This is a genomic window from Mucilaginibacter sp. PAMB04274 (assembly GCF_039634385.2).
Lineage (GTDB): Bacteria > Bacteroidota > Bacteroidia > Sphingobacteriales > Sphingobacteriaceae > Mucilaginibacter.
Window position 1 is genome coordinate 5,376,975 of the sequence record NZ_CP155081.2, and the last position, 20,499, is coordinate 5,397,473.

14 protein-coding genes are annotated in these 20,499 nt (G+C 41.9%); 5 read left to right on the plus strand and 9 right to left on the minus strand.

The window, feature by feature from the left end; translation table 11 throughout:
- Positions 1–14: 14 nt before the first annotated feature.
- Genes ABDD95_RS23010 through ABDD95_RS23030 form a run of 5 tightly spaced genes read right to left on the minus strand, consistent with a single transcriptional unit; the run spans position 15 to position 6,897 of the window.
- Positions 15–2,504, minus strand: coding sequence for an ATP-dependent Clp protease ATP-binding subunit (locus ABDD95_RS23010; RefSeq protein ID WP_345949714.1), 2,490 nt, complete (start codon positions 2,502–2,504; stop codon positions 15–17).
- A 9-nt stretch (positions 2,505–2,513) separates the two neighbouring features.
- On the minus strand, positions 2,514–4,883 hold the full coding sequence (tssR, locus tag ABDD95_RS23015; RefSeq protein ID WP_345949715.1) for a type VI secretion system protein TssR domain-containing protein: 2,370 nt from the start codon (positions 4,881–4,883) through the stop codon (positions 2,514–2,516).
- 24 nt (positions 4,884–4,907) lie between these two features.
- Positions 4,908–5,873: a PKD domain-containing protein gene (locus ABDD95_RS23020; RefSeq protein ID WP_345949716.1), complete on the minus strand. Its 966-nt coding sequence runs from the start codon at positions 5,871–5,873 to the stop codon at positions 4,908–4,910.
- A gap of 22 nt (positions 5,874–5,895) precedes the next feature.
- On the minus strand, positions 5,896–6,378 hold the full coding sequence (gene tssO / locus ABDD95_RS23025; RefSeq protein ID WP_345949717.1) for a type VI secretion system TssO: 483 nt from the start codon (positions 6,376–6,378) through the stop codon (positions 5,896–5,898).
- A 3-nt stretch (positions 6,379–6,381) separates the two neighbouring features.
- Positions 6,382–6,897, minus strand: a complete 516-nt coding sequence (locus ABDD95_RS23030) for a hypothetical protein (protein WP_345949718.1) — start codon at positions 6,895–6,897, stop codon at positions 6,382–6,384.
- A gap of 208 nt (positions 6,898–7,105) precedes the next feature.
- On the opposite strand from ABDD95_RS23030, the gene ABDD95_RS23035 reads away from it, so the two are divergent.
- Positions 7,106–7,540 (plus strand): GPW/gp25 family protein, encoded by a 435-nt coding sequence (locus tag ABDD95_RS23035; RefSeq protein WP_345949719.1) that lies wholly within the window; start codon positions 7,106–7,108, stop codon positions 7,538–7,540.
- Positions 7,541–7,543: 3 nt separating this feature from the next.
- On the plus strand, positions 7,544–9,397 hold the full coding sequence (locus tag ABDD95_RS23040) for a hypothetical protein (protein WP_345949720.1): 1,854 nt from the start codon (positions 7,544–7,546) through the stop codon (positions 9,395–9,397).
- Here the strand turns inward: ABDD95_RS23040 and ABDD95_RS23045 are convergent.
- Complete coding sequence (locus tag ABDD95_RS23045) at positions 9,394–10,338, minus strand: type VI secretion system baseplate subunit TssG (protein WP_345949721.1); 945 nt, start codon at positions 10,336–10,338, stop codon at positions 9,394–9,396. The two genes, ABDD95_RS23040 and ABDD95_RS23045, sit on opposite strands and share 4 nt — an antisense overlap.
- A gap of 107 nt (positions 10,339–10,445) precedes the next feature.
- On the opposite strand from ABDD95_RS23045, the gene ABDD95_RS23050 reads away from it, so the two are divergent.
- The 3 genes from ABDD95_RS23050 (at position 10,446) to ABDD95_RS23060 (ending at position 13,825) form a co-directional block, all read left to right on the plus strand.
- On the plus strand, positions 10,446–11,339 hold the full coding sequence (locus tag ABDD95_RS23050) for a TssN family type VI secretion system protein (protein ID WP_345949722.1): 894 nt from the start codon (positions 10,446–10,448) through the stop codon (positions 11,337–11,339).
- 21 nt (positions 11,340–11,360) lie between these two features.
- Positions 11,361–12,509 carry a hypothetical protein gene (locus ABDD95_RS23055; RefSeq protein ID WP_345949723.1) on the plus strand — a complete coding sequence of 383 codons (1,149 nt, stop codon included), beginning with the start codon at positions 11,361–11,363 and terminating at the stop codon, positions 12,507–12,509.
- Between the two features lie 524 nt (positions 12,510–13,033).
- Positions 13,034–13,825 carry a hypothetical protein gene (locus ABDD95_RS23060; protein ID WP_345949724.1) on the plus strand — a complete coding sequence of 264 codons (792 nt, stop codon included), beginning with the start codon at positions 13,034–13,036 and terminating at the stop codon, positions 13,823–13,825.
- A 269-nt stretch (positions 13,826–14,094) separates the two neighbouring features.
- On the opposite strand, the gene ABDD95_RS23065 is transcribed toward ABDD95_RS23060, so the two are convergent.
- The 3 genes from ABDD95_RS23065 to ABDD95_RS23075 form a co-directional block, all read right to left on the minus strand.
- Positions 14,095–16,272 (minus strand): GH92 family glycosyl hydrolase, encoded by a 2,178-nt coding sequence (locus tag ABDD95_RS23065; protein WP_345949725.1) that lies wholly within the window; start codon positions 16,270–16,272, stop codon positions 14,095–14,097.
- A 23-nt stretch (positions 16,273–16,295) separates the two neighbouring features.
- The gene (locus ABDD95_RS23070) at positions 16,296–17,552 is read right to left on the minus strand and encodes a glycoside hydrolase family 88 protein (protein ID WP_345949726.1); all 1,257 of its coding nucleotides are present in this window, start codon (positions 17,550–17,552) and stop codon (positions 16,296–16,298) included.
- A gap of 64 nt (positions 17,553–17,616) precedes the next feature.
- Entirely contained in the window at positions 17,617–20,460 is a 2,844-nt protein-coding gene (locus ABDD95_RS23075; RefSeq protein ID WP_345949727.1) for a hypothetical protein, read from the minus strand.
- Positions 20,461–20,499: the final 39 nt, after the last annotated feature.

Genomic DNA, 20,499 nt, shown 5'->3' on the forward strand with positions numbered 1-20,499 from the left:
TTACTGGCTTATTGTTAAGTTATTACCCAATCTAGCTCATCGGTATCGGCTTTTTTAGCCACATCAATATGCTGTCCTTTTTTTAACTGGCCTGCAATGATGTATTTAGATATTGGCCGCCGGAGCTGGTTACGTATCACACCCGATAATTGCCTGGCGCCATACTTGGGTGTAAAACCACCCAAAGCCAGCATACTCTTGGCTTCTTCGCTGATTGAAAAGCCAATACCCATTTTATCCAAAGCTTCGATAAGGCCTTTGAGTTGTATATCAAAAATCCTAACCACATTTTGCTCGGAAATGGGTGCAAAAGGCACAATTTCAGACAGGCGGGCTAAAAATTCGGGCCTGAAATGCCGGGCCATAATTTCCATCAATTCATTGGAGGAAGGCAGGTGGCCTTCACTCAATTTTTCCGCAATCCATTCGCTGCCAATGTTTGAGGTGAACAGTATAAGCGCGTTTGAAAAATCGCCTTCCTTGCCTAGCCGATCGTGCATGTGGCCTTCGTCCAGTATTTGTAAAAAGATGTCAAATACCGATGGGTGAGCTTTTTCAATCTCATCAAACAGCAACACAGTATAAGGTTGCTGCCTTATTTTATTCACCAGCAAGCCCCCTTCTTCATAACCTACGTAGCCCGGCGGCGCACCATATAATAATGCCGCAGAATGCTCTTCTTTAAACTCCGACATATCAAACCGGATCATGGCCTTTTCATCATTAAATAAAAAGTCGGCTATGGATTTGGCTAATTCTGTTTTACCTGTTCCGGTAGGGCCAAGTAAAAAGAAAGAGCCTATAGGCTGTCCTTTTTTGTTAAGCCCACTTCGCGATTCCAAAATAGCGTCAGCTACAGCTTTTAATGCCTGATCCTGCCCCACTACCCTCTTTTTCAAAAAGCTTTCCATGTTCAAAAGCCTTTCCTGCTCTTGCGCCTGGATTTTGCCTAATGGGATGCCGGTTTTATATGATATGATGGCTGCTATATCTTGTTTGTCAACCTCGCTGGTTTTCTCCTGGGCCAGCGCCTGAAGTTTAGGTAAGTTGCGCTCAAAGTACTCTTCAAACTCAGCAGGCGTTTCAAAACTGCTTACCTGGGCATCATCCTCCAACTTGCCTAACAAAACAGCGCTTGTTTTATTTTGAAGAAGTGTGTACAACCATTTATAATCTGATACTTCGGCTTGCCCCGCCTCTTTATTTTTTAATATGCTAAAATCCTCAGTTAATTCTTTCAATGTACTGTCTGAGGTATCATTCATCAGCCTGATGGCTGCCATCGTCCGGTCCATTAAATCAAAAGCAGCATCGGGCAAACGGCGGTCTTTAAGGTACCGCTTGGCTAGGCGTACGCAATCATGCACGGCTTCAATATTTATTTTGAGCTGATGGTGCTCTTCATAGTGCGGCACCAATCTTTCGAGCATTTTAATGGCCGTATCTATATCAGGCTCATTTACCTGTAATACTTCAAAACGGCGGCTAAAAGCTTGTTCGGGCTCAATTATTTTCCGGTATTCGTCAACAGTAGTTGCGCCGATTACGGTTATTTCTCCGCGGGCGAGCTCGGGCTTCAGCAAGTTGCCTACCCCGCCGCCAACCGGGCCTTTGTTGTCAAGCAGCGTATGGATTTCATCAATAAACAATATTGCTTTTTCGTACTGTTTAATTTCTCGCAATATATTTTTAAGGCGATCTTCAATCTCGCCCTTGTAAGATGCACCAGCAATCAGCGACCCCATGTCCAGCTCAAACAAACTAACATTGAGCAATGACTGTGGTACACGATTATGAATAATATCCAACGCCAGGCCGTCAATAAGCGCTGTTTTGCCCACACCTGCATCACCGGTTATAATTACGTTGGGTTTGGTACGCCGGCTTAATATCTCCATAATCATACGGGTTTCACGGTCGCGCCCAATGATAGGATCTGTTTTTCCTTGCCGGGCCAGGTCTGTACGGTCAATACAGTATTTTAAGAGTGCGCCGTTTGATGTACCGCTCCCTGTGGACGCATTTGGATCTCCGTTTGCGTGGTTACCTGATGTTACAGCCTGCTTTACCCCATCGTCCTGCAGATACAAATCCAGCAGTTCTTTTTCTTTGATGGGAAGCGATTTAAGCTGACCTGCATCAAAACCTACATTAGGTTTAACCAGTGCGGTTAACACGCATACGGGCGTAATGCTATCTAGCCCCAATTTTAACCGTATGTTGTCAGCCTCATCAAATACCTGCTTAACAGCATCGTTCCCCAACATTTCGTCGGGCACATTAATGGCTGTATTATAATCTTCCATCCGTATGTCGGCCCAATCGCCTACATAAGCCGGGTCTTTGTCAATGGACGTTAAAAAGTTACGCAGCCCTACTTCCTGATGCAATAACCCTTTAAGCAGGTGGGCCGGACCAAACTCTTTATGATGATACTCTTTGGCCAGAGATTGGGCAACGCGAACAGCGGTTTTTACCGATTCACTCAAGTTGATGATGTTCATAATTATAGATTATCGCCAGTTGGCTTGAGTTATGTAGTAATAAGTTTTGCCGTTTGAATCAAAATGTTGTGTTAGCATAGCTTGTTGCTTAACGGCGTTACGGCTTGTAATTAAATAATTAATATAGGCCTCAAATTTTTGTTGCGGCATGCTACCATCACGTTTTAAATCAACCACCTTATACTTGCCGAGGGCCGGGTTTGCTAAAGGCGGTAAGCCAATGGCTTTTTGAATATAATCGGCCAAACTCATGCGTTTAATATCGCCCCGGCTCAGGTCCAGCTTCATGTTTTTACGCAAAATGTTCAGGTAATTTTTAAATAACTTTCTGCGAAAGTTACTGGCGTCTTGCTGCAAGTTTTCTCCAATCATCATGGATAATACATCCTGCATTTGCTTGTACTCGGCATCGTTTAAAATAAGAAGATATTGCAGTTGTTGCGGGTTTTGTGCAACTACATTAGCAGGTACATTGGCGGCAAAATAATATTTAAAACCGTTGTGTGGCATATTGTCGCCCAGGGTTGCCGGCACCGGCGGGCTTAATTGCGATAACACCAAAGGCGTTACATAGCGGTGCTCACGACCGGTAAGCCTAAAAGCACTATCCAGCGAGTGCGTTTGCGTCTTAATATCGTATTGGGTTTCGGCCAATAGCTTTTTAAGCGAAGTTTCCATTGCCAGGTTAGATTTAACCACACCTTTAGGTGGGAAAATCACAGCACCCTGCACCAAGCTGTTTCGGGGATAGTCCAGGTAGAAAGATACCGAATCGGATACAGAGGTGTTGAATTGCTGGGTATTACTTAAGCCTTCGCCAACCACCATGCGGCTCTTTTTACGCTCCGCCGCTAAATTAGCCGATTCTGACACCAGTTTACGCGATTGTATAACAAAATCATTGTAAATAGATTTGTAATCACTATAAACTTGTATGGCCAGCAATCTTGCATCCACATTAGCCATTCGAGCCGCAAGGCTATTTACAGCATCATTACTATAATCCGTATTACCTGTACTGCCGATTAATACAATTAAATTACTTTGATTGGGGCGATTGGCAAACATTTGGAGCGAAGCACTGATGCCATCAAATACCGGCTGGCTGTTGGTGGAGGCATCGCAAGCAGAAGTTATAATGGACTGCTTTTCCATAAAGCGTACCACCTGGCGGTAATCGGTGCTAAAAGGTTGCTGCTCTATACCCCCTGTTGTACAATTGCTTGAGTTACGGTAAACAACAGCGCCATAACTAACAGGATACCCCTGGTTATACGCATTAAAGGTTTTTTCAAAAGATTGGATAGTACTGGTTAAACCGCCAAAATAATTGCGCATGGCGCTTCCGCCATCCACTACAAACACCACGTTAATCTGACGCATTCCCCGGCGCAAAGCCAGGTAGTTTTTGTACGTAATATGGCCGCCTTTAATATTTAATATGCTGTTATTAGATTTATCATAAACATCAGTAGCTAAACCCACCTGCATTGTACCCGCATTAGTAGCCGAAGGAGGCGTGATTACCGGCAGGCTGCGTAACAAGGGCTGGTCGGCATCAATTAGCGGATCAAATACAAACTGACCACTCAGCGGACTGCCTGATTGTAAAGCCGAATTAATTAGTACTGCTGCTGAGTCATCGGCCTGGTAACCCGGCCTGGTTGTGCCAATGTATAAACGATCGCCCCAGCCATGCACAGCATCAGCAGGTATCCATCCATAAACGCTACGGGCTGCACTATCGGCAATCAATTGGTCGTCTGATCCTACCAATACAGTTCTGCCATCGGGCGATTTTTTATAAATGTAAAGTAGTTGATTAAGCGCAACTTTGTTTTTTTTCTGGGATAAATCGGGAGAGGTGTATACGTAAAGTGAATCGCTTTTATCGTAAGATACATCAGGGTTAGCTAATGCACCTTTACCCGACACCAGGGTTAAGGCTTTTTGCACATGCCCGCTTGCTGGATTGACGTAAGCAGACTGCCACAGCAAAACTTTGTTTTTGTTAATCCAACCGTAGCTTTGGGCCGCCTTTTTATTAACCAGTTTACGCCCCTGAACCATACCAGGCTGATATTTAATTACCTTTACATAACCATTTTTCTCCTGGCTTATGTAGAACGGCTCCATAAACTTCAGCTTTTTCATAACCAGCGAACCGCCGGGCGCTGTATAAGTGTAGTTTTCATCGCGGTCTGAAAAAACTATCCAAGGTAACGAAGTGGTTTTACCATCATCGTATACGTTGGTTTTATCATTTGGCTTTTCGAAAGCCGCGGGCATTGTTTTTACTTTTTTGCTGATAGAAACAGGCGATTGCGCCTTAACCGTTAAAGCCGATAATATAGTGAGTGCAATAATAATTTTTTTCATGGCAGGATAGATTGTAGGGAAGTACTATTTAGTGCGTTTGATACCTTGAGCTGATGTTGCAGAATGCTGTTTTACAGTTAACAGGCTTGAACAGTTAGACTTGGGTTTGGCCGTTACCTGGGCTTCATCAATACTAATGCCGCCTCCAAACGTTAAACGCATGCAATAGGTATACAAATCAGTTTGCTTACTGTCGCCCCCTGCATCAAGGTTAACGGCAACCCGCTCATCACCACAAAAATATTTATTAACCAGGTAGTAATAATGATGGTTAAAATCGGCACCGTTAGCAATAGCCTGCAGATGTGCCCTGATGTCGTCTATCGCTTTACGCTCGCCTTCGCCAGGTGCTATTATAGCATTAACAATGGCCGAGTCCGGGTTGGTAACGCGTATACGATGATAAACAGGCCTCTTATTTTTATCGGTACTTAGCCTTACCGTATATATGCCCGGGCTGTGGTAGGTATACAGCGCAGTAGGTCCTTTTACATCAATACGGCCGGTTTCACCAAATGACCATTCAAATATCCTGGCGTCTCCCTGGGCCTCCAGCCTAACCTCTTCGTTAACTATACCTTGTGTTGGGCCGTTTATAGTAAGCAAGGTATCTTTAGCCAGCGCAGCCACCGTATCTTTTACATCAAGAGGAAATTGCTGTTGTAATTTACCATCAACGGTTAAGCGGATAATATAAGCGCCCGGCTTTTTAAAGCGGTACGTACCGCTTTGTGTAGTTGCTTTTTCGCCATTGCCAAACTCCCAAAGCCATTTGTTGGCGCCCTGGGTATTGTCCGAGTAAACTAGGTCCTCATTCAGATATATCTCGTTCTTCAGGATTTTTGCATTAACCGTCTTATCATCAAACAATGCGTTTTTGAATAAGAAAATAAGACCGGCTAACAAAAGTACAGAAACGATAATGTAGAGGAAAAGATAGTTTTGCCTGTTGGTTTCAACCGAGCGGCCATTGCGGTAATCGTCTTGCATAAGTGAAAAGTATTAAGTTAGGTTAACGCGCGCCCAGGCTTTGTTGTAGCTGCCTGGTCGATAATTTACATTCGTCTAAAAGTTTATTAATATGAGCTATGTCGTTGTAGTTCCCTTTTAGTTCACGCTTGTCATAGAATAAGTTTTCCTGAATTTTTGAAGCGTATATAAAGCATTTGTAACGGTTATCGTAAGGGCGGCTGTTGTAATACGACCTGATGGCAGTAATAGCATTTTTAATGTCGTTTTCTAGAAACACGGCCTGTACATTCGGATTAAACTTTACAATACGCCCATAAGTGGTATCGATAGCTGGTAATGCCTGTGTTACGGCTGCTTCAAAATAGTCCTCTTCCTGTAATCGTTTAGAAAAATCGCTTTTTGAAATGTCACTTGCATTGCCACGATTATAGAATAAGGCTGTACATAAAATAGCAGCGGTAAACAAAAAGATCCCTAAAAAAAACAAGAATTTTTCACGGCGTTCTTTAATGCTGAATTTCATAGTTTATCTTCTAAAGTTTTTTAGCTTGTTAACAGCCGAATTGTTGGTTCGGTTACAAGACTGCAGTTGTAAACGGGCACTTTCGATTTGAAAGCGCGTGGTAAACAACGAATCTTTGATGGTAGCAACTGTGCTAATGTTGTCGCTCATTTTTTTATAAAGCTCAAAGCTTTTTAAAGGCAGGCTATTTTGCTGCAATGCTGCTTGTATTTTCAGGTTGCTTTCCTGAATGTCGTTTAACAACAGATTTTCGTTGTTAAGTTCAACAGAATTTACTTTAGTGTACTGAGACAACTGCGCCATCCGCATAATAATAATATCAAAGTTGTTGTTGATATTATTTCGGATTGAGATCAGTTTTTCGGACTGCTTAACGCGTTCATTTAATTGAGCAACCTCACGATCGGAGGTTAAAAAAAACAGATAAACGGATGCAATGCTGAAAAAGAGCAGCAATAAAAAATAAGCTGTAAAGGCAAGATAGGCACGCTTTAAATCACGACTGTTGACCGGCTTCATGTAAATATAAAATCAAAACTGGTAAAAAAAGTTGTTGAAAACACCCCCCGCGTAGGTTATTACCAGTAACAGGCAGTAACCACCTTTACTTGACCTTTATTTGTACAAACAGGTCAACTCCTTCAATCTTCACAACATCCCAACAACCATTTCCGAAAAGTTTTGTTTAAATGTTGCAGCATTTTGCTTAAAACTTAACACAGGGTATATGGCTATCCCACTTTACAAAAAACCATTTCAGCTGGGTAATTTATTTAAAGGGTATGATTTAAATAAGCAAGATATTGGCAGCTCGGTATCACAATACATTGAACTGATCATTTTTACCCGCTATGGTGAGCACCGTTATCAACCAGACTTCGGGTGTGAAATCTGGGATTTGGATTTCGAACTGATTGTTAGTGAAAGTATGTGGGAAGAGAAGCTCAGAAAATCACTTATGCGCTCCATTACCAAATACGAAACGCGCATATACGATGTGCATATTGAGGTACGCATACAAGAAGTAAATAAATTTTACCCTCTACGTAATGTAAGCGAAATAAAAAAACAAGTAGAAATCATCATTAAAGCTAAAATTCAAAAAACCGGAGAAAATTACACGTTTTCAACTGCACTATTTTTAAGTCCCCTTTCAGCCTAAAGCATGAACCAAACGCTATTTTCGTCTAAAGAAGACATACGTGCCCGTATACTACGTAACGCAATGGATTATTGGGGAACCAATAATGTAAACGATATGGATCCGATGGTCAAGCTTTTAATTGAAGCTTTGAGCACAGAACTGTTTAATATATCTAACGACGTAAAGAATTTAGAAGACAGAATACTTCATAAAATTTCCAGGATTTTAGCTTCAGATTATCTAACATCGGCCTTGCCGGCTCATGCTGTATTAAAAGCACAACCCGTTGAACTGAAAGAATCGCTGGCGGTTAACAACCATTTCTTTTACAGGCAACCAGCTGTTAAAGAAAACGGAAAGCCATCGGACGAGCAGGCAGATGCTTTTTTTTCGCCCGTAGGACAGATGGACCTGTACAATGCAACTGTAAAATATGCCTGCAGCGGGCATCATTTATACGAGTATGATGAGCATATGCATAAGAATACAGCGCTGCCACATGTTGGAAGTGGTTTTACCGATAGCCAAAGCCTTTGGATAGGTATTGAATGCGCACCTGGCCTTACCAATATCAATCAACTGGCATTATTTATTGAATGGCCGGACTATGCGGCAAACGAAGATTTTTATAAGCTACTATCGGTTGTGCAATGCTATTTAAATGGCGAAGAACTCAATAGCCAGTCGGGCATAAATTATATAGATGACCAGCTACTGCAAAACAAGCCTATTTTTTACGAGCAGAATACAATTAACCTGATTGTACGTGATATTAAAGAGTTTTATGCCAACAGGTTTATTACCTTAACTGATGATAAATTACAAGACATTACGCCCGTTAGGGAAATCTTACCGAATGAATTGACAGCATTATTTAACCCTGCTGATATAAACCGCTTAAAGCCATGTGTATGGATAAAACTTAGGTTTCCGGCTGCTATCCGTCCAGATATCATTGATGAATTGCAAGTTTCCATTAACTGTTTTCCTGTAATCAATCGCCGGCTGCACGAAAAAAAATACCGGTTGCGTGAGCTAAATAATGTCATTCCCATTAAACCCGATCACAAAGATTACTTTTTGTCTATTAAAGAAGTTTTTGACGATCGGCAAACGTTTTATGCCGAAATACCTTACGCGCAAGCCGGCACAGGCAATGATGGAAGTTATTCGATACGCCATGGTGGGGCAGAGCGGTTTGACTCGCGCAACGCACAACAGCTAATAGAATATCTCTTTGAACTGCTTCGTGATGAAAAGGCTGCTTTTGCCAGTTACGGAACCGACTATATGGCTGGTGTGCTCCGAACCCTGGAGCAAAATTTATCATTGATTGAACGCAAATCGCAAAATTCCGATCACAGTTCAGAACTTTTGAACTATTTAGTTATCAAGCCTGCTAAACAAGCCTCCATGCTTTACCTAAATTATTGGACAACACTGGCAGGGGCAGCTAATCATATACGCCGGGGAGCCAAATTGCAACAGTTTGAGATGTACAAAGTTAAACCCGACTCAGTTAGGCTAATGACAAGCACAGTTGGCGGAAGGGACAGTTTAGGTGCTACCGAACGCATACAAGCTTATAAATATGGCCTTACTACCAAAGACCGAATTGTTACTCAGGCAGACTTAATTAGTTTTTGTTACTACGATTTGGGCAATAAGATTACAGATGTGCAAATAAAGAAGGGACTGGCTGTTTCCAGCAACCCTAAAGAGGGGTTTCAAAAAACTATTGATATTTACCTGAAGCCTGAGCCAACCTTACAATTAAGCACACAAGACTGGGATACACTAATTACTTTGCTGGCCTCAAAGCTGGATAGCCGTAGTGTAATGAATTCAACTTACAGGATATTTGTTAATGCTTAGCTGCCAAGGTAGGTTGTAAATCCTAAGCATGCATTTTCAGAAGAGGCGCCCAATACCGCTTTTTGATACTCGGTGCCTATTGTGTAGTGTGTAATCATACTGGTTTGCATAGGGACGAAATAATTAAGTAACACATCTAATGCTTTTGCAGCCTGGGTTCCGGGTAATAAAGCCAGCATTTGTGTTGTGGTTAACGGACCAATTGTTATTTGGAGCTGCTCATCGGGTTCTTTGCTGTTTCCGGCAATTAAGTTAACCCCCAATTGCCCAAAACCCAACTGGTTTCCCAACCCAGCTTCGCCACTGGGCTTTAATACCTCCATTACGGTTTGATAAGTGAGTTCAAACGGAGCATTGAACATAATACTGAGCACATTACGCAAAAACGGCAAATTATTGCGTTGTTCATGAATAACGGGCAGCACATGTATTAACACAATCATCTGCTGATTACTGAAGCATTTAAATTCTTTCCACTCTTTTAAAAATATATCAATCAGCTCATCATACTCGCTTTTTTTATCTAACCGGGTTTCGTATAACTCAATAACCGTGCGCAAGCCGTATAACTCTATTTCAAGCGGGGCAAAAAAATTGCGGGCCAGGCGCTCCTCCTCACGCCGCACTTTTATATCTTTTACCATTTCCTCTTCGGTTATCATGACGCTGGAGGCAGGTGGTTGATGAAACAAACCTTCAGGCAGCATATCGTACAACCCCTCGCGATTGATATATATGGCCTGCATCGTTCGGTTTCGATAAGCTGATTGATAAGTAGTTACGTTAGCCACCTCTTTGGCGTAGGCGCGGTGGTGCGCACCCTGCGGTAAAATTACAACGCGGTCTGCCTCTGTTTGGTCGGCTTCTACCATACCTGCAGCTATGGTTGAGGCTTTAAAATCAGTATCTAATAAGTTCACTTTGTCTGTTAAGGCGGGCATAGCACTTGGTATAATTTTCTAAAAACAATAACCCCAAATTTTGGTAATTGATTAAGCAAAGTTCATTTTTCCATGAACTTAATATTTGCTGAAAGCTTGCAGTCTTTATGGATGTTAAATCTTTTTTTATACGCTATCTTCTGTTCCCGGTAATTTTTGCGGTGAGTACGGCTATTATGACCGTTATCAACAAAAAAAATCAGGTGTTTAATAATAAAAGGCTTATCGTAACAATGCTTATTACCTCATTGGTGTTAGGCCTTCCTGGTTTATTGGGATTTCTGGACTTGCAGTTTATGCCTTGGGGATACATTTGTGCACAACTTTACATGTTAACCGCCGGGATTATATTTGTTTACCTGGCTGTAACTTACTATGATCAGGAACTCAACACCCGAAAAGGCTTTGTTTTTATTTGTAGCTTATTAAGCTGCATGTTAGGCGCATTTTTGTTTAAGCTTGGGTTTGACTGGTTGAACAATTTGAAATATGGCATATGGGCCTCTACTGCTGTGTTTGCCTTTTTACTTCCGTTAGTGTTTTGGTGGGCTTATGTAGCTTATTTAAACATACCGCTCGAAATATACAAGGTATGGCAGTATCCATTATATCCTGTAGACATCAGCATGGAGCATTTAGATTTTAACCGGCTGTTAGTATTGGAGGTGAATCTTTATAAAAGCACAGCCGACAGTGAGCAACTTAAAGTAAAAGCTAAAGCTCCTCGTAATATGAATTTTGGTTTATGGTTTCAGAAATTTATTGAAGATTACAACACAAAGTTCCCCGATTCACAGATAGAATACCAGCAGGCGAAAGGCGAAAGCTATAAATGGATTTTTTACATTAAACCATCATTTTTCAGCCAACGTAATTTTATCGATCCTGAGCTGGACATTGAACAAAATAATATAACAGAAAAATACGCTATCATGGCCAAAAGGGTTTCGGAAGCCGTAAACGAACCGCAAAGAACCGGTGATGAGGCGATATATCTATAAATTGCTATTCAGTAATATAATATGATACTACCTGTAAAACATAAAGCTGTAAACTGGGTGGATGGTATGAAAATATCAAGCAGCCACTTTGTGCAAACTGATAATTTTATACATGATTTGGTAAAGGACAGCAATGCCCTGCTTCTAAACAATTATAATTTTGGCTTGCTGCCACCATTTGGGGGCACAAGTAATGGCACTTTTGATGTTCAGATCATTGAAAGGGCTTCTAACCACATACAAGTAAAAATAAAAACGTGCAATGCCGTAACCGCTGAAGGTTACCGGATATCTATTGCCACACAAGGTATAGGCCAGGAAGTAACATTTGACCATTATTTTAATCAAGATGGTTTAGAAGACGGCAATGAAACTTACTTTATCGTTCTCACTGTTAATCCTCATGAGCGCGTGGCAGCAGGGCAGCCAGATGCAGAGGAATTGCCTTTGCGTTATCCCGACGTTGAAAGCAGATATACCGTAACCTTTTTACCAGCATCCCAAATCAATAACCGCACAAATCACTACTTAGAAATTGGTAAATTCACTAAAAACGGTTCGGGTATACAAATACATACCAATTATATACCCCCAAGCGCTTGTTTATTGAGCCACCCGGACCTGGTTAGTGCCTATGAGTTATTTAGCGGACAACTCAATCAAATTCAGCTCCTGTCTTTTAGAATACTAGACAAAATCACCTCCAAAGAATCTATTTCGACAATTGGAAAGAATGTGAAAGCTTTATGCGAAAAGATGCTCGATTACATAGCCCGTATCTATTTTCCTTACCGCAATATAGCTTACAACCAATCGCCTGTAGTATTAGTGGGTTATTTTTCTGAAATGGCACACGTGTTCTTCAGCACCGTAAAAAGCATTGCTGGTGCCGAGCGCGAAGAGCTGCTTAAATATTTTTACGAGTGGAAAGATGTGACCCCGGGCAACTTTGAAGAATTGCTGGCCCGTTTGATTGAGATTGTTTATAACCATCATGATATCCGCTCATCGGTAACAGCCGTAGATGAATTTTTGAAAGTAATTGTGGCTTTATGGAATAAGTTAAGCACGCTGGAATACATTGGCCAGCGTAAAGAAAACATTGTAGTTGCCGAACAGCAAGTGGTGCAAACCGTACAAGCCAAACGGGCCTGGACGCTATTGGATTAGTGCCCTTTATAGCTCGCTACATATAGGTCTAATAGCCTTTTCTACTGCTTGCTTGCTGTTAATCTAGGTCACAGAGGCTCCATAGAATGAATGATGTAAAGAAGATATTAGGCAGAATTTGAAAGGCTTGGCAGGGAAAGCTATCATGCCATGGTTTTGGCCTGCACTGTTGTCTGAAAGGGAAACAAGTCCAACCACATTTATACTTGAATTGATCAAAGGACCGGTCAGCTATTTGCTTTTCTTCTCTACGCATCATTTGACTATACGATGGCGTAAAAGTTTACCGATCTTCCAACCATAACATCTCCTGTGACCACTCGTGTTACCTCCCTGCACAACAGATGGAGCAGCGTTAAGTGGGTATGGTTACACCAAAAAGAGATTGAGAAATGCCTTGAAGATATTTACAGGCTAAGTAAATGTGAGTTAAAATAAAATCAACTGACAACGTTAAACTTTAAGATTGATAAACGTACAGAAAACATCAACGATCATCTTAATTTCACTTACCAATTATCAGCATGTTGACTATAGACAGCCGCATTCAAAAACTCATTACTAAAGAGATTGAATTACCTGCTTACCTTGATGGCTTTAATGCCATTGATGGTCACTGGTACCCACACCCGCCATGTTTGGTCCCGTTATTTTTAGGGCATGGCGCATCGTATAAAGGCATCGTTAAACACTTTTTTTGTGATCGTAAGGAGACGTACGCAGAGTATATTCTCGAGCATGGTCACCTATCTGAAATTGCTCGTGATACCGATCAGTTCATCACATCGATAGTTTTACAGATGATTATGACTAAAGATGGGTTAACCCACGACATTGTCAGATTTTGTGAACAAGTTGATTACAAGTATGCATTAGAAGTTGACGAGTTTACCGTGGAGTATGGCGATGACCCAAAAGAATTCGGGCATTTGCCCTATTTTGATCAAAACATGCCATTCAAATATTTGCGCACCTTATCTGAATATAACGGTGATTTTCCTTCATCAATATATACACTGAACTCACCTGATATTATTCAAAACTCATCATTGTATGAAATCGCTGATGAAGGAATGTTAAGCACCATAATGGACCTGCCGACATGGTTACTTAGCACCGGTGACAAAAATGCTCAATTTTACGACTATCTGAATAGAGGGCAATTTAAAGAAGCTTGGTTTACCTTGAATAGCAAAGGTTGGGAACTGAAAGATCTGGCCGTTGCTTTGAATGAGTTGAAGAAAAAAAGTGTGAATAGGGAATTGGAGCAGTTAGCGGACGATTGGATATCCAAATGGCAAAATTCATCTTCTTGATCTTAGTTACAAAAAAATTGCCTGTTAGCTTTAAATCACTAATGAGCTGTATCCAATAAATTCGGAACAAGATAAACCAAATTGTAACATAAAGTATTCCAAAAATAACAGGATCATTAAAACAAATTCTACAGAAGACCTGGTCAACATTGAACTGCTTGTTTGCTAATAAAACTGTTGGGCGCGTTTAACCGGATCTGTTTGATCAGCTCTCTAGGATTTATTCTGGTCAGGAATTGGGCCTCTTAAAGTGAATTGCAATAATTCACTTACATCATTTCGAAAATTAGTCGCCCCCCCGACATTAGCTGTTGGTATTGAATGGTTGATGGCAAATAATGTTTACCATTAAGTAATACTTGCTTTACGTATTTCTTACGATTGGAAAGGTTCTTTGCCTGTATAATGAAAAACTTACCCTTTCCTACTTCCATCCTGATTTCCGGTAGCTGAGGTGCACCCAGTACAAATTCACCGCCAATAGGGTTTACCGGATAAAAGCCCATTGCAGTAAAAATATACCAGGCCGACATCTGACCACAGTCATCATTACCTGATAAACCGTCTGACTTGTTCATGTAAAATTTACTGCAAATTTCACGAACCAACTCTTGTGTTCTATGTGGTTTGCCGAGCAAGGTATACATATAAGCTACGTGGTGGCTAGGCTCATTACCATGTGCATACTGGCCAATTAATCCGGTTACATCACCGGTGAACCCATTTCCTTCTTTGGTTGATGGTAATGTGAATAGAGAATCGAGCTTTTGAGCGGTTTTAACCTTACCGCCCATTAACTGGATCAAACCCGGTACATCGTGCTGTACCGACCAGGTGTATTGCCAGGCATTGCCCTCCGTATAATCTCCGCCTGCGTCTCCGGCGTGCGAAAGATGGAACACGTTGAACGGCTGTCGCCAGTGTCTGTTAGAATCTTTCCCCCGCATCAAACTGGTTTGCGTATCAAAGACTCGTTTATAGCTTTCAGCCCTGTTTTTGTAAAACAAGTAACGCGACTGATTACCAACACCCTTAGCCATCATGGCTGCAGCATAATCGTCAAATGCTTGTTCCAAGGTACGGGAAACGGATTCTTCCTTAACCAAATCAAATGGCAGGTAGCCATATTGGTCATATATACCCCATTGTGATTTGGGGTGTTCGGTTGTTAATGATTTGTCAATCGCCTGAAAAGCTCGTTGTGCATCAAATCCTTTAAGTTTTTTCGAATAGGCATCGGCTATAACTGGAACGGCGTGGTTGCCAATCATACAAAAATTTTCTTTTCCCCAAAGCGTCCAAATAGGCAAATAACCTTGCTTATCGGTATGCTGTAGCATGGAGTTGATAAATTCACCCGCTTTTTCGGGTATCAGTATGGTATACAGCGGGTGTGCAGCCCTATAGGTATCCCATAATGAAAATGTAGAGTAATAGGATTTTGATTTAGACTGATAAACTTTATTATCAGGCCCGCGATAATGCCCATCAACATCGGCTATGTTATTAGGCTGAATAAACAGATGGTATAAGGAGGTATAAAAATTAACTTTTTGATTCAAATTGCCTTTAACATGAACTTTAGACAGGTATTGATTCCACGTTTGCCAGGCTTGATTGCGTACGGCATCAAAACTCCAGCCAGTTGACTCGTCCTTAAGGTTTTTGCGGGCGCCATCAACACTAACGGTGGATATTGCTATTTTAACCAGCAACTTTTCACCAGCTTTCAAATTAAAATCCAACACGTAACGTGGCGCTTTTTCACCGGGTAAGCGGGGCAGCTCTTTTTTACCAATTATAGGTCTATTAAATACAATTACGTAATACAGGTTGCGCTCAACCCATTGCCTTACTTTGCTGTAACCTGTTATAGTATTTGTACCTTCAAAGCTTTGTTCGCTTTCTAATACATGCTCCCGTAATTGTTTTTCAGAGGATACCAGACCCGACTGTAAATCGACCAGTAAGCTGGCGGGGCCCGACAGGTTGCTATAAGTATATTGATGAAAGGCCGTATGTGCGGTAGCCGTTAACTCGGCTTTAATATTAAAATCTTTTAACACTACTGTGTAATATCCGGGCGAGGCTTTTTCCGTGCTTTTATCAAATGAACTTTGAAAATTATCGCGACTGGCTGAACCGCTGAAGGGTTGTAGTAGAATATCTCCTAAATCGGGAATGCCAGTACCGTTTAAGTGTGTTTGGGCAAAGCCCCATATCTTTTTGTCTTCATACCTGTAGCCGGAACAATAGTCCCAGCTGGCGTTACCGGTTTCGGGACTGGCCTGCACCAAACCAAATGGCACTGTTGCACCCGGAAAAGTGTGGCCATTATCAGCCGCGCCAATAAAAGGATTTACAAATTGGGCGTTACCCTGTAACTGTGCCAGTAATTTTAAATGGCATTGAAACACCAGGATAAACATAAGCCATATCTTTTTCATGGACTGTGCTATTGATAATTGAGTTAAAATTTCAAGGGCCGATTTTTAGTTAATTGTTTGTAACGCAGCAAAGCTTCTAAATAATAATAATCAGCGTATACAATAGGTACGTCAATCTCGCTTTGCTTAGGCATGTTACCGGTGCTGTGCATCAACAAAAAATTAGCATTGGTACCGGGTTTGGCCAAATAAGCCGGACTACTGAGTGACTTTAACATAGCTTGAGCCCGGTTAAAAAAGCTTTTACTCAACATTGCACTCGTGTAGGTACTTAATTCCAGCAGTGCCGAGCAGGTAACGGCTGCAGCAGCAGCATCGCGCGGAGCCGGGCTGTACCGTTGTGAATCGTAGTTCCAGTTTGCTTTATAACCCGGCTGGCCGGCATTAAAGTCCCAGTAAGGTATCTGGTCGGTAGGTAAAGTGGGCGCATTCAGATAAAATTGCGCCATCCTGATAGCTGCGTTTAGAAACCGATGATCATGTGTTTCGCGGTACATCATTGTGTAGCCATATATGGCCCAAGCCTGGCCGCGCGCCCATACCGAGTTGTCGGCAAGACCCTGCGCCGTTTCGCGCGTTAATACCCGGCCCGAAATACTATCATAGCAAACCACATGGTATGAACTGCCACTTTCGCGAAAGTGGTTTTTTAACGTGATTTCGGCATGTTTGATGGCAACTCGCTTATAAGAGGCGTCGCCGGTTACTTTAGAGGCAAAAAACAACAGCTCCAGATTAATCATATTATCAATAATAACCGGGTAATTGTAAACCTTGCCGCTACCCCAGGATTTAAATTCGTTCCAAGATTTAATTGCACCAACTTTTGGATTAAAACGGGTGATTAGTGATTTAGCGCTTTGTACTAAAACCGACTTATATTTTGGATTTTGCGTAAGCCGGTAAGCGTTGCCATAACTACAATACATCATAAAGCCGATATCATGGTGGGTAGTGTTGAATTGGTTAGCCTCTAATGATTCGGTCCACGTAGTGGCTGCATCTTTCCATTTATTCTTCCTCGTATAATCATAAACATACCATAAGCAACCGGGCCAAAAACCGCCTGTCCAGTCGTTAATACCGGTGTAAGTGGGCACCGTATCATTGTGGTAAGAGCGTGGGTATTGCTTTAAATTGGCATTGGTTTGTAACATGTGTGTATACTGCACCTCGGCAGCTTCAAAGCTTTTTGCTAACCAATCATTTCGCCTGAGAGAAAAGGACGCTAGCGATAGGATAACGAGAAAAAAGAAAACCTTTATGATCGTAAGCTTCATAATGTAAGTGTTATGTTATAAACCAAGGTTATGCAAACGCATTGACCTGGTTTATGGCATGGTATTATTTGGAAATTTTCAGAGAAACTCCGTTGCTGGTCTCCGCATCAATGACAAACGTGGCCAACTTATTATTTGCCGAATTATCTATTCTACCTGTATAAACCTTGGTTTTACCTAATTTATCGGTAACTGTTAACTCGGGGGTTTGCGCATTACCTTTATAAGGTAATGTTAGCTTTAAGGGTTGTTGTGCAAACAAGCGGAATACGTCCTTATCTTGCTGGAAAGCGGCAGTTAAATTACCGCTTATGGCTTCAAGTCTGTACTCGCGTACCGCTAAAACGGTGCCCTGGCCCAAGAACAGGTATTGTAACTGGCCTTTTTTCTCGGCTGCTACGCCGTATGTACCGGTAAACTTTAGATGTTGATACTCGTTTAATTGCGTGCCTTTTACATCCGATAGTATATACTGCGTGCTTTTGTCCGCACAATTAACTTTTATGCCCACAAATTCACTATTAGGCGCTGTCGAATTAAAATACGAAGTTGACATAACACTGTTACCACCAACATACGAGGGTTCAATTACGGCGGCAAAAGGATGAGTCCAGGCTTCGCCGGGCTGACGCACCAACAACGTTGGCACATCTAAACTGGCAATTTCAGCTGGCACAACGCCGGTATTTAATGCGTATGATTTAGGTGAGTTAGCCAGGTACAACTGCCGGTTTTTATCGCCCTTCATCCACAGGTTCATTTGCACTACTGGCTTAGTTTCTACAGCCAGTTTAAAGTTGGCTATAAAATCCTTGTCATAAGCAATGCTGCGTTTATCGGTAAAATAATCATAGCCTTTCACGTCGCCTTTTGCGGTGCCCAGGTCGGTAGTAGGCTGCAGCGTAAGCTGATTGCCGTTGGTTTCCTGCAAGCCAAACTGCTGCCCTAAATTGTGATAAACGTATTCATGCTTAATGTCTTTCCCATCTGCTCGTTTTGATCGGAAGATGTCGACATAGTATCCGCTGGTATCACTGATACGCACTGTGCTCAATAAGCGTAATTGCGTAGCGTTGGTTGAGGGTTCATTAAAAACTATGTTGGCAAAAGTAACCGGCTTAAAATACCCGGATTGCTTTTCTGCCTGCGGGTAGTTATTGAGTAGTTTGAAAGGTATAGCTGTTAACATAACGCCATACGCCGATTTTCCATCAACCACTACCGTATTATGCGCAGCAAATTGTGAATAGAACTCTCGATAGCCCGAATGCCAATAACTCTCACCATTAGAAAAATCAGGGGCAAGCGGATAACCCTTACCGTACAATTCCATATTAACGCCGTTGGCATGTGAGTGATTACCTTGCGAGGCATTAGCCGAAATCATTAACCCATTGTTTTCACTGAATCCATTGCGTTGCACAAACCAGCTTTGGTTAGATGCGAAAAATGCTGGTGAGGCAAAATCTTCGAGCGTGGCTTTGGGCGCTGCTTTAAGCCTATCTACATAAAAAAACAGACTGAATAGTGATTTTTTTGTTGGCCTTGGCTTATTCTCCGTATTTATAAATTGCAATAAGCGGGTAAATTTCAGCTCATCGCTATCGTTATATTTACGGGTAAGCGCTATGGCAAACTCCAGGTTATCGGTCGAAAGTTCATCATAATGACTGTCGCCAAATGCGGTAATCCTTTTGTTTGGAAATAGGTACTCTGCAGTAGCCATTGTAGCCTTTTTAAGCGTAGTTAACAAGCGATCCTGTTTGCCGGGCATTACCTGGTCGTTCAAGAGCGCAATCTGCGTCATGTCTTCGCATACATGCAGGCAATAGCTTGGCGCCTCGTGCCAGGTAGCTACTTTAGGGTCAAACCCGTCGAGGCATTTAATAAAAGAACGTTGCCGGGGCGACTCGCGGTTATAAATAACATCCAGATAATAAGATATACCCTTTCCGTTAGCATAACTGCTGTTGTTATCGAGCGCCAGAGCCAGATAGGACAGGTAGCGCATTTCAAAAATATTCCAGTTGTTATCCGGAACACCTTTTTCGATGATGTTATCGGCCATTTTTTGAAATACCGGATCGGCAAACTTTTTACCGAATCCCGGTGCAGTTTGTTGAAGATAATTGTACAAAAAATCATAGCAAACCGTTGCCGGAACTATAGCTTCTTCATGAATAACTTCAAATGAGGTTAGCCCTGTCAAATAACTCTCTTGTGTATCAACTGTGTTAACCGGAAACTTGCGGTAATACAGGCCAGCTATATACGGTTTTAATACACTGGCTGCCAGGCGTGCATAAGTTACTTCGCCGGTAAACCAATATAAAAAAGCAGCATTTTGGGCTACCTCCAGTATTCTTTGATTAATACGCTCAATCACCAGCCCGGTTTTTTCGGGACTCACCCATTCACCTTCGTTTCTTTTGTTAATCATGTATACCTTACCGTCCGGCCCGTCGGCGTAGGGCCTTACGTTGCCGATGCTGGGCACAATGTAATCTGACGCCCAATCTCTACTCCCGGCGTACCTTACAGTAGGAACGCTTGCTTGGCCTTCGGCCCGTAAAAAGTTGGTTCCCTTGATGTAAATATCGGTGTGGTGTGTTTTCCAGTACATTTGCAGCCTGGAAACCAGCCAACTGGTGTCCGTTTTAAAGTGCTCCAGGTAAGGCTGTGTTTCTTTTTTCAGGTCATCTATATACTCGCGGCACCAGGCTACCTGGGTAAACTTGCTATTCAAATTATCCTTACTATTTACGCCTGCATAGATGCGTGGATGAACGTTAGGTATGTTAGCCGGAATTTGCACAGGCTGTGCATAAAGATTGCCTGGGCACCATATTTCGGTTAAGCAAAGCCATACCGCCATGCTTAAACAAGCCCTTAACAGTATCCTTGTCATTTAAATTCCAGTTTTATTTTTGATAATTAAATGATGTAA

Excerpts from the sequence above, each read along its gene's own strand:
- tssO (WP_345949717.1), bottom strand. The coding sequence starts at position 6,378 with ATGAAATTCAGCATTAAAGAACGCCGTGAAAAATTCTTGTTTTTTTTA.
- ABDD95_RS23045 (WP_345949721.1), bottom strand. The coding sequence starts at position 10,338 with ATGCCCGCCTTAACAGACAAAGTGAACTTATTAGATACTGATTTTAAA.
- ABDD95_RS23030 (WP_345949718.1), bottom strand. The coding sequence starts at position 6,897 with ATGAAGCCGGTCAACAGTCGTGATTTAAAGCGTGCCTATCTTGCCTTT.
- ABDD95_RS23035 (WP_345949719.1), top strand. The coding sequence starts at position 7,106 with ATGGCTATCCCACTTTACAAAAAACCATTTCAGCTGGGTAATTTATTT.
- ABDD95_RS23070 (WP_345949726.1), bottom strand. The coding sequence starts at position 17,552 with ATGAAGCTTACGATCATAAAGGTTTTCTTTTTTCTCGTTATCCTATCG.
- ABDD95_RS23065 (WP_345949725.1), bottom strand. The coding sequence starts at position 16,272 with ATGAAAAAGATATGGCTTATGTTTATCCTGGTGTTTCAATGCCATTTA.
- ABDD95_RS23020 (WP_345949716.1), bottom strand. The coding sequence starts at position 5,873 with ATGCAAGACGATTACCGCAATGGCCGCTCGGTTGAAACCAACAGGCAA.
- ABDD95_RS23010 (WP_345949714.1), bottom strand. The coding sequence starts at position 2,504 with ATGAACATCATCAACTTGAGTGAATCGGTAAAAACCGCTGTTCGCGTT.
- ABDD95_RS23075 (WP_345949727.1), bottom strand. The coding sequence starts at position 20,460 with ATGACAAGGATACTGTTAAGGGCTTGTTTAAGCATGGCGGTATGGCTT.
- ABDD95_RS23055 (WP_345949723.1), top strand. The coding sequence starts at position 11,361 with ATGATACTACCTGTAAAACATAAAGCTGTAAACTGGGTGGATGGTATG.
- tssR (WP_345949715.1), bottom strand. The coding sequence starts at position 4,883 with ATGAAAAAAATTATTATTGCACTCACTATATTATCGGCTTTAACGGTT.
- ABDD95_RS23040 (WP_345949720.1), top strand. The coding sequence starts at position 7,544 with ATGAACCAAACGCTATTTTCGTCTAAAGAAGACATACGTGCCCGTATA.
- ABDD95_RS23060 (WP_345949724.1), top strand. The coding sequence starts at position 13,034 with ATGTTGACTATAGACAGCCGCATTCAAAAACTCATTACTAAAGAGATT.
- ABDD95_RS23050 (WP_345949722.1), top strand. The coding sequence starts at position 10,446 with ATGGATGTTAAATCTTTTTTTATACGCTATCTTCTGTTCCCGGTAATT.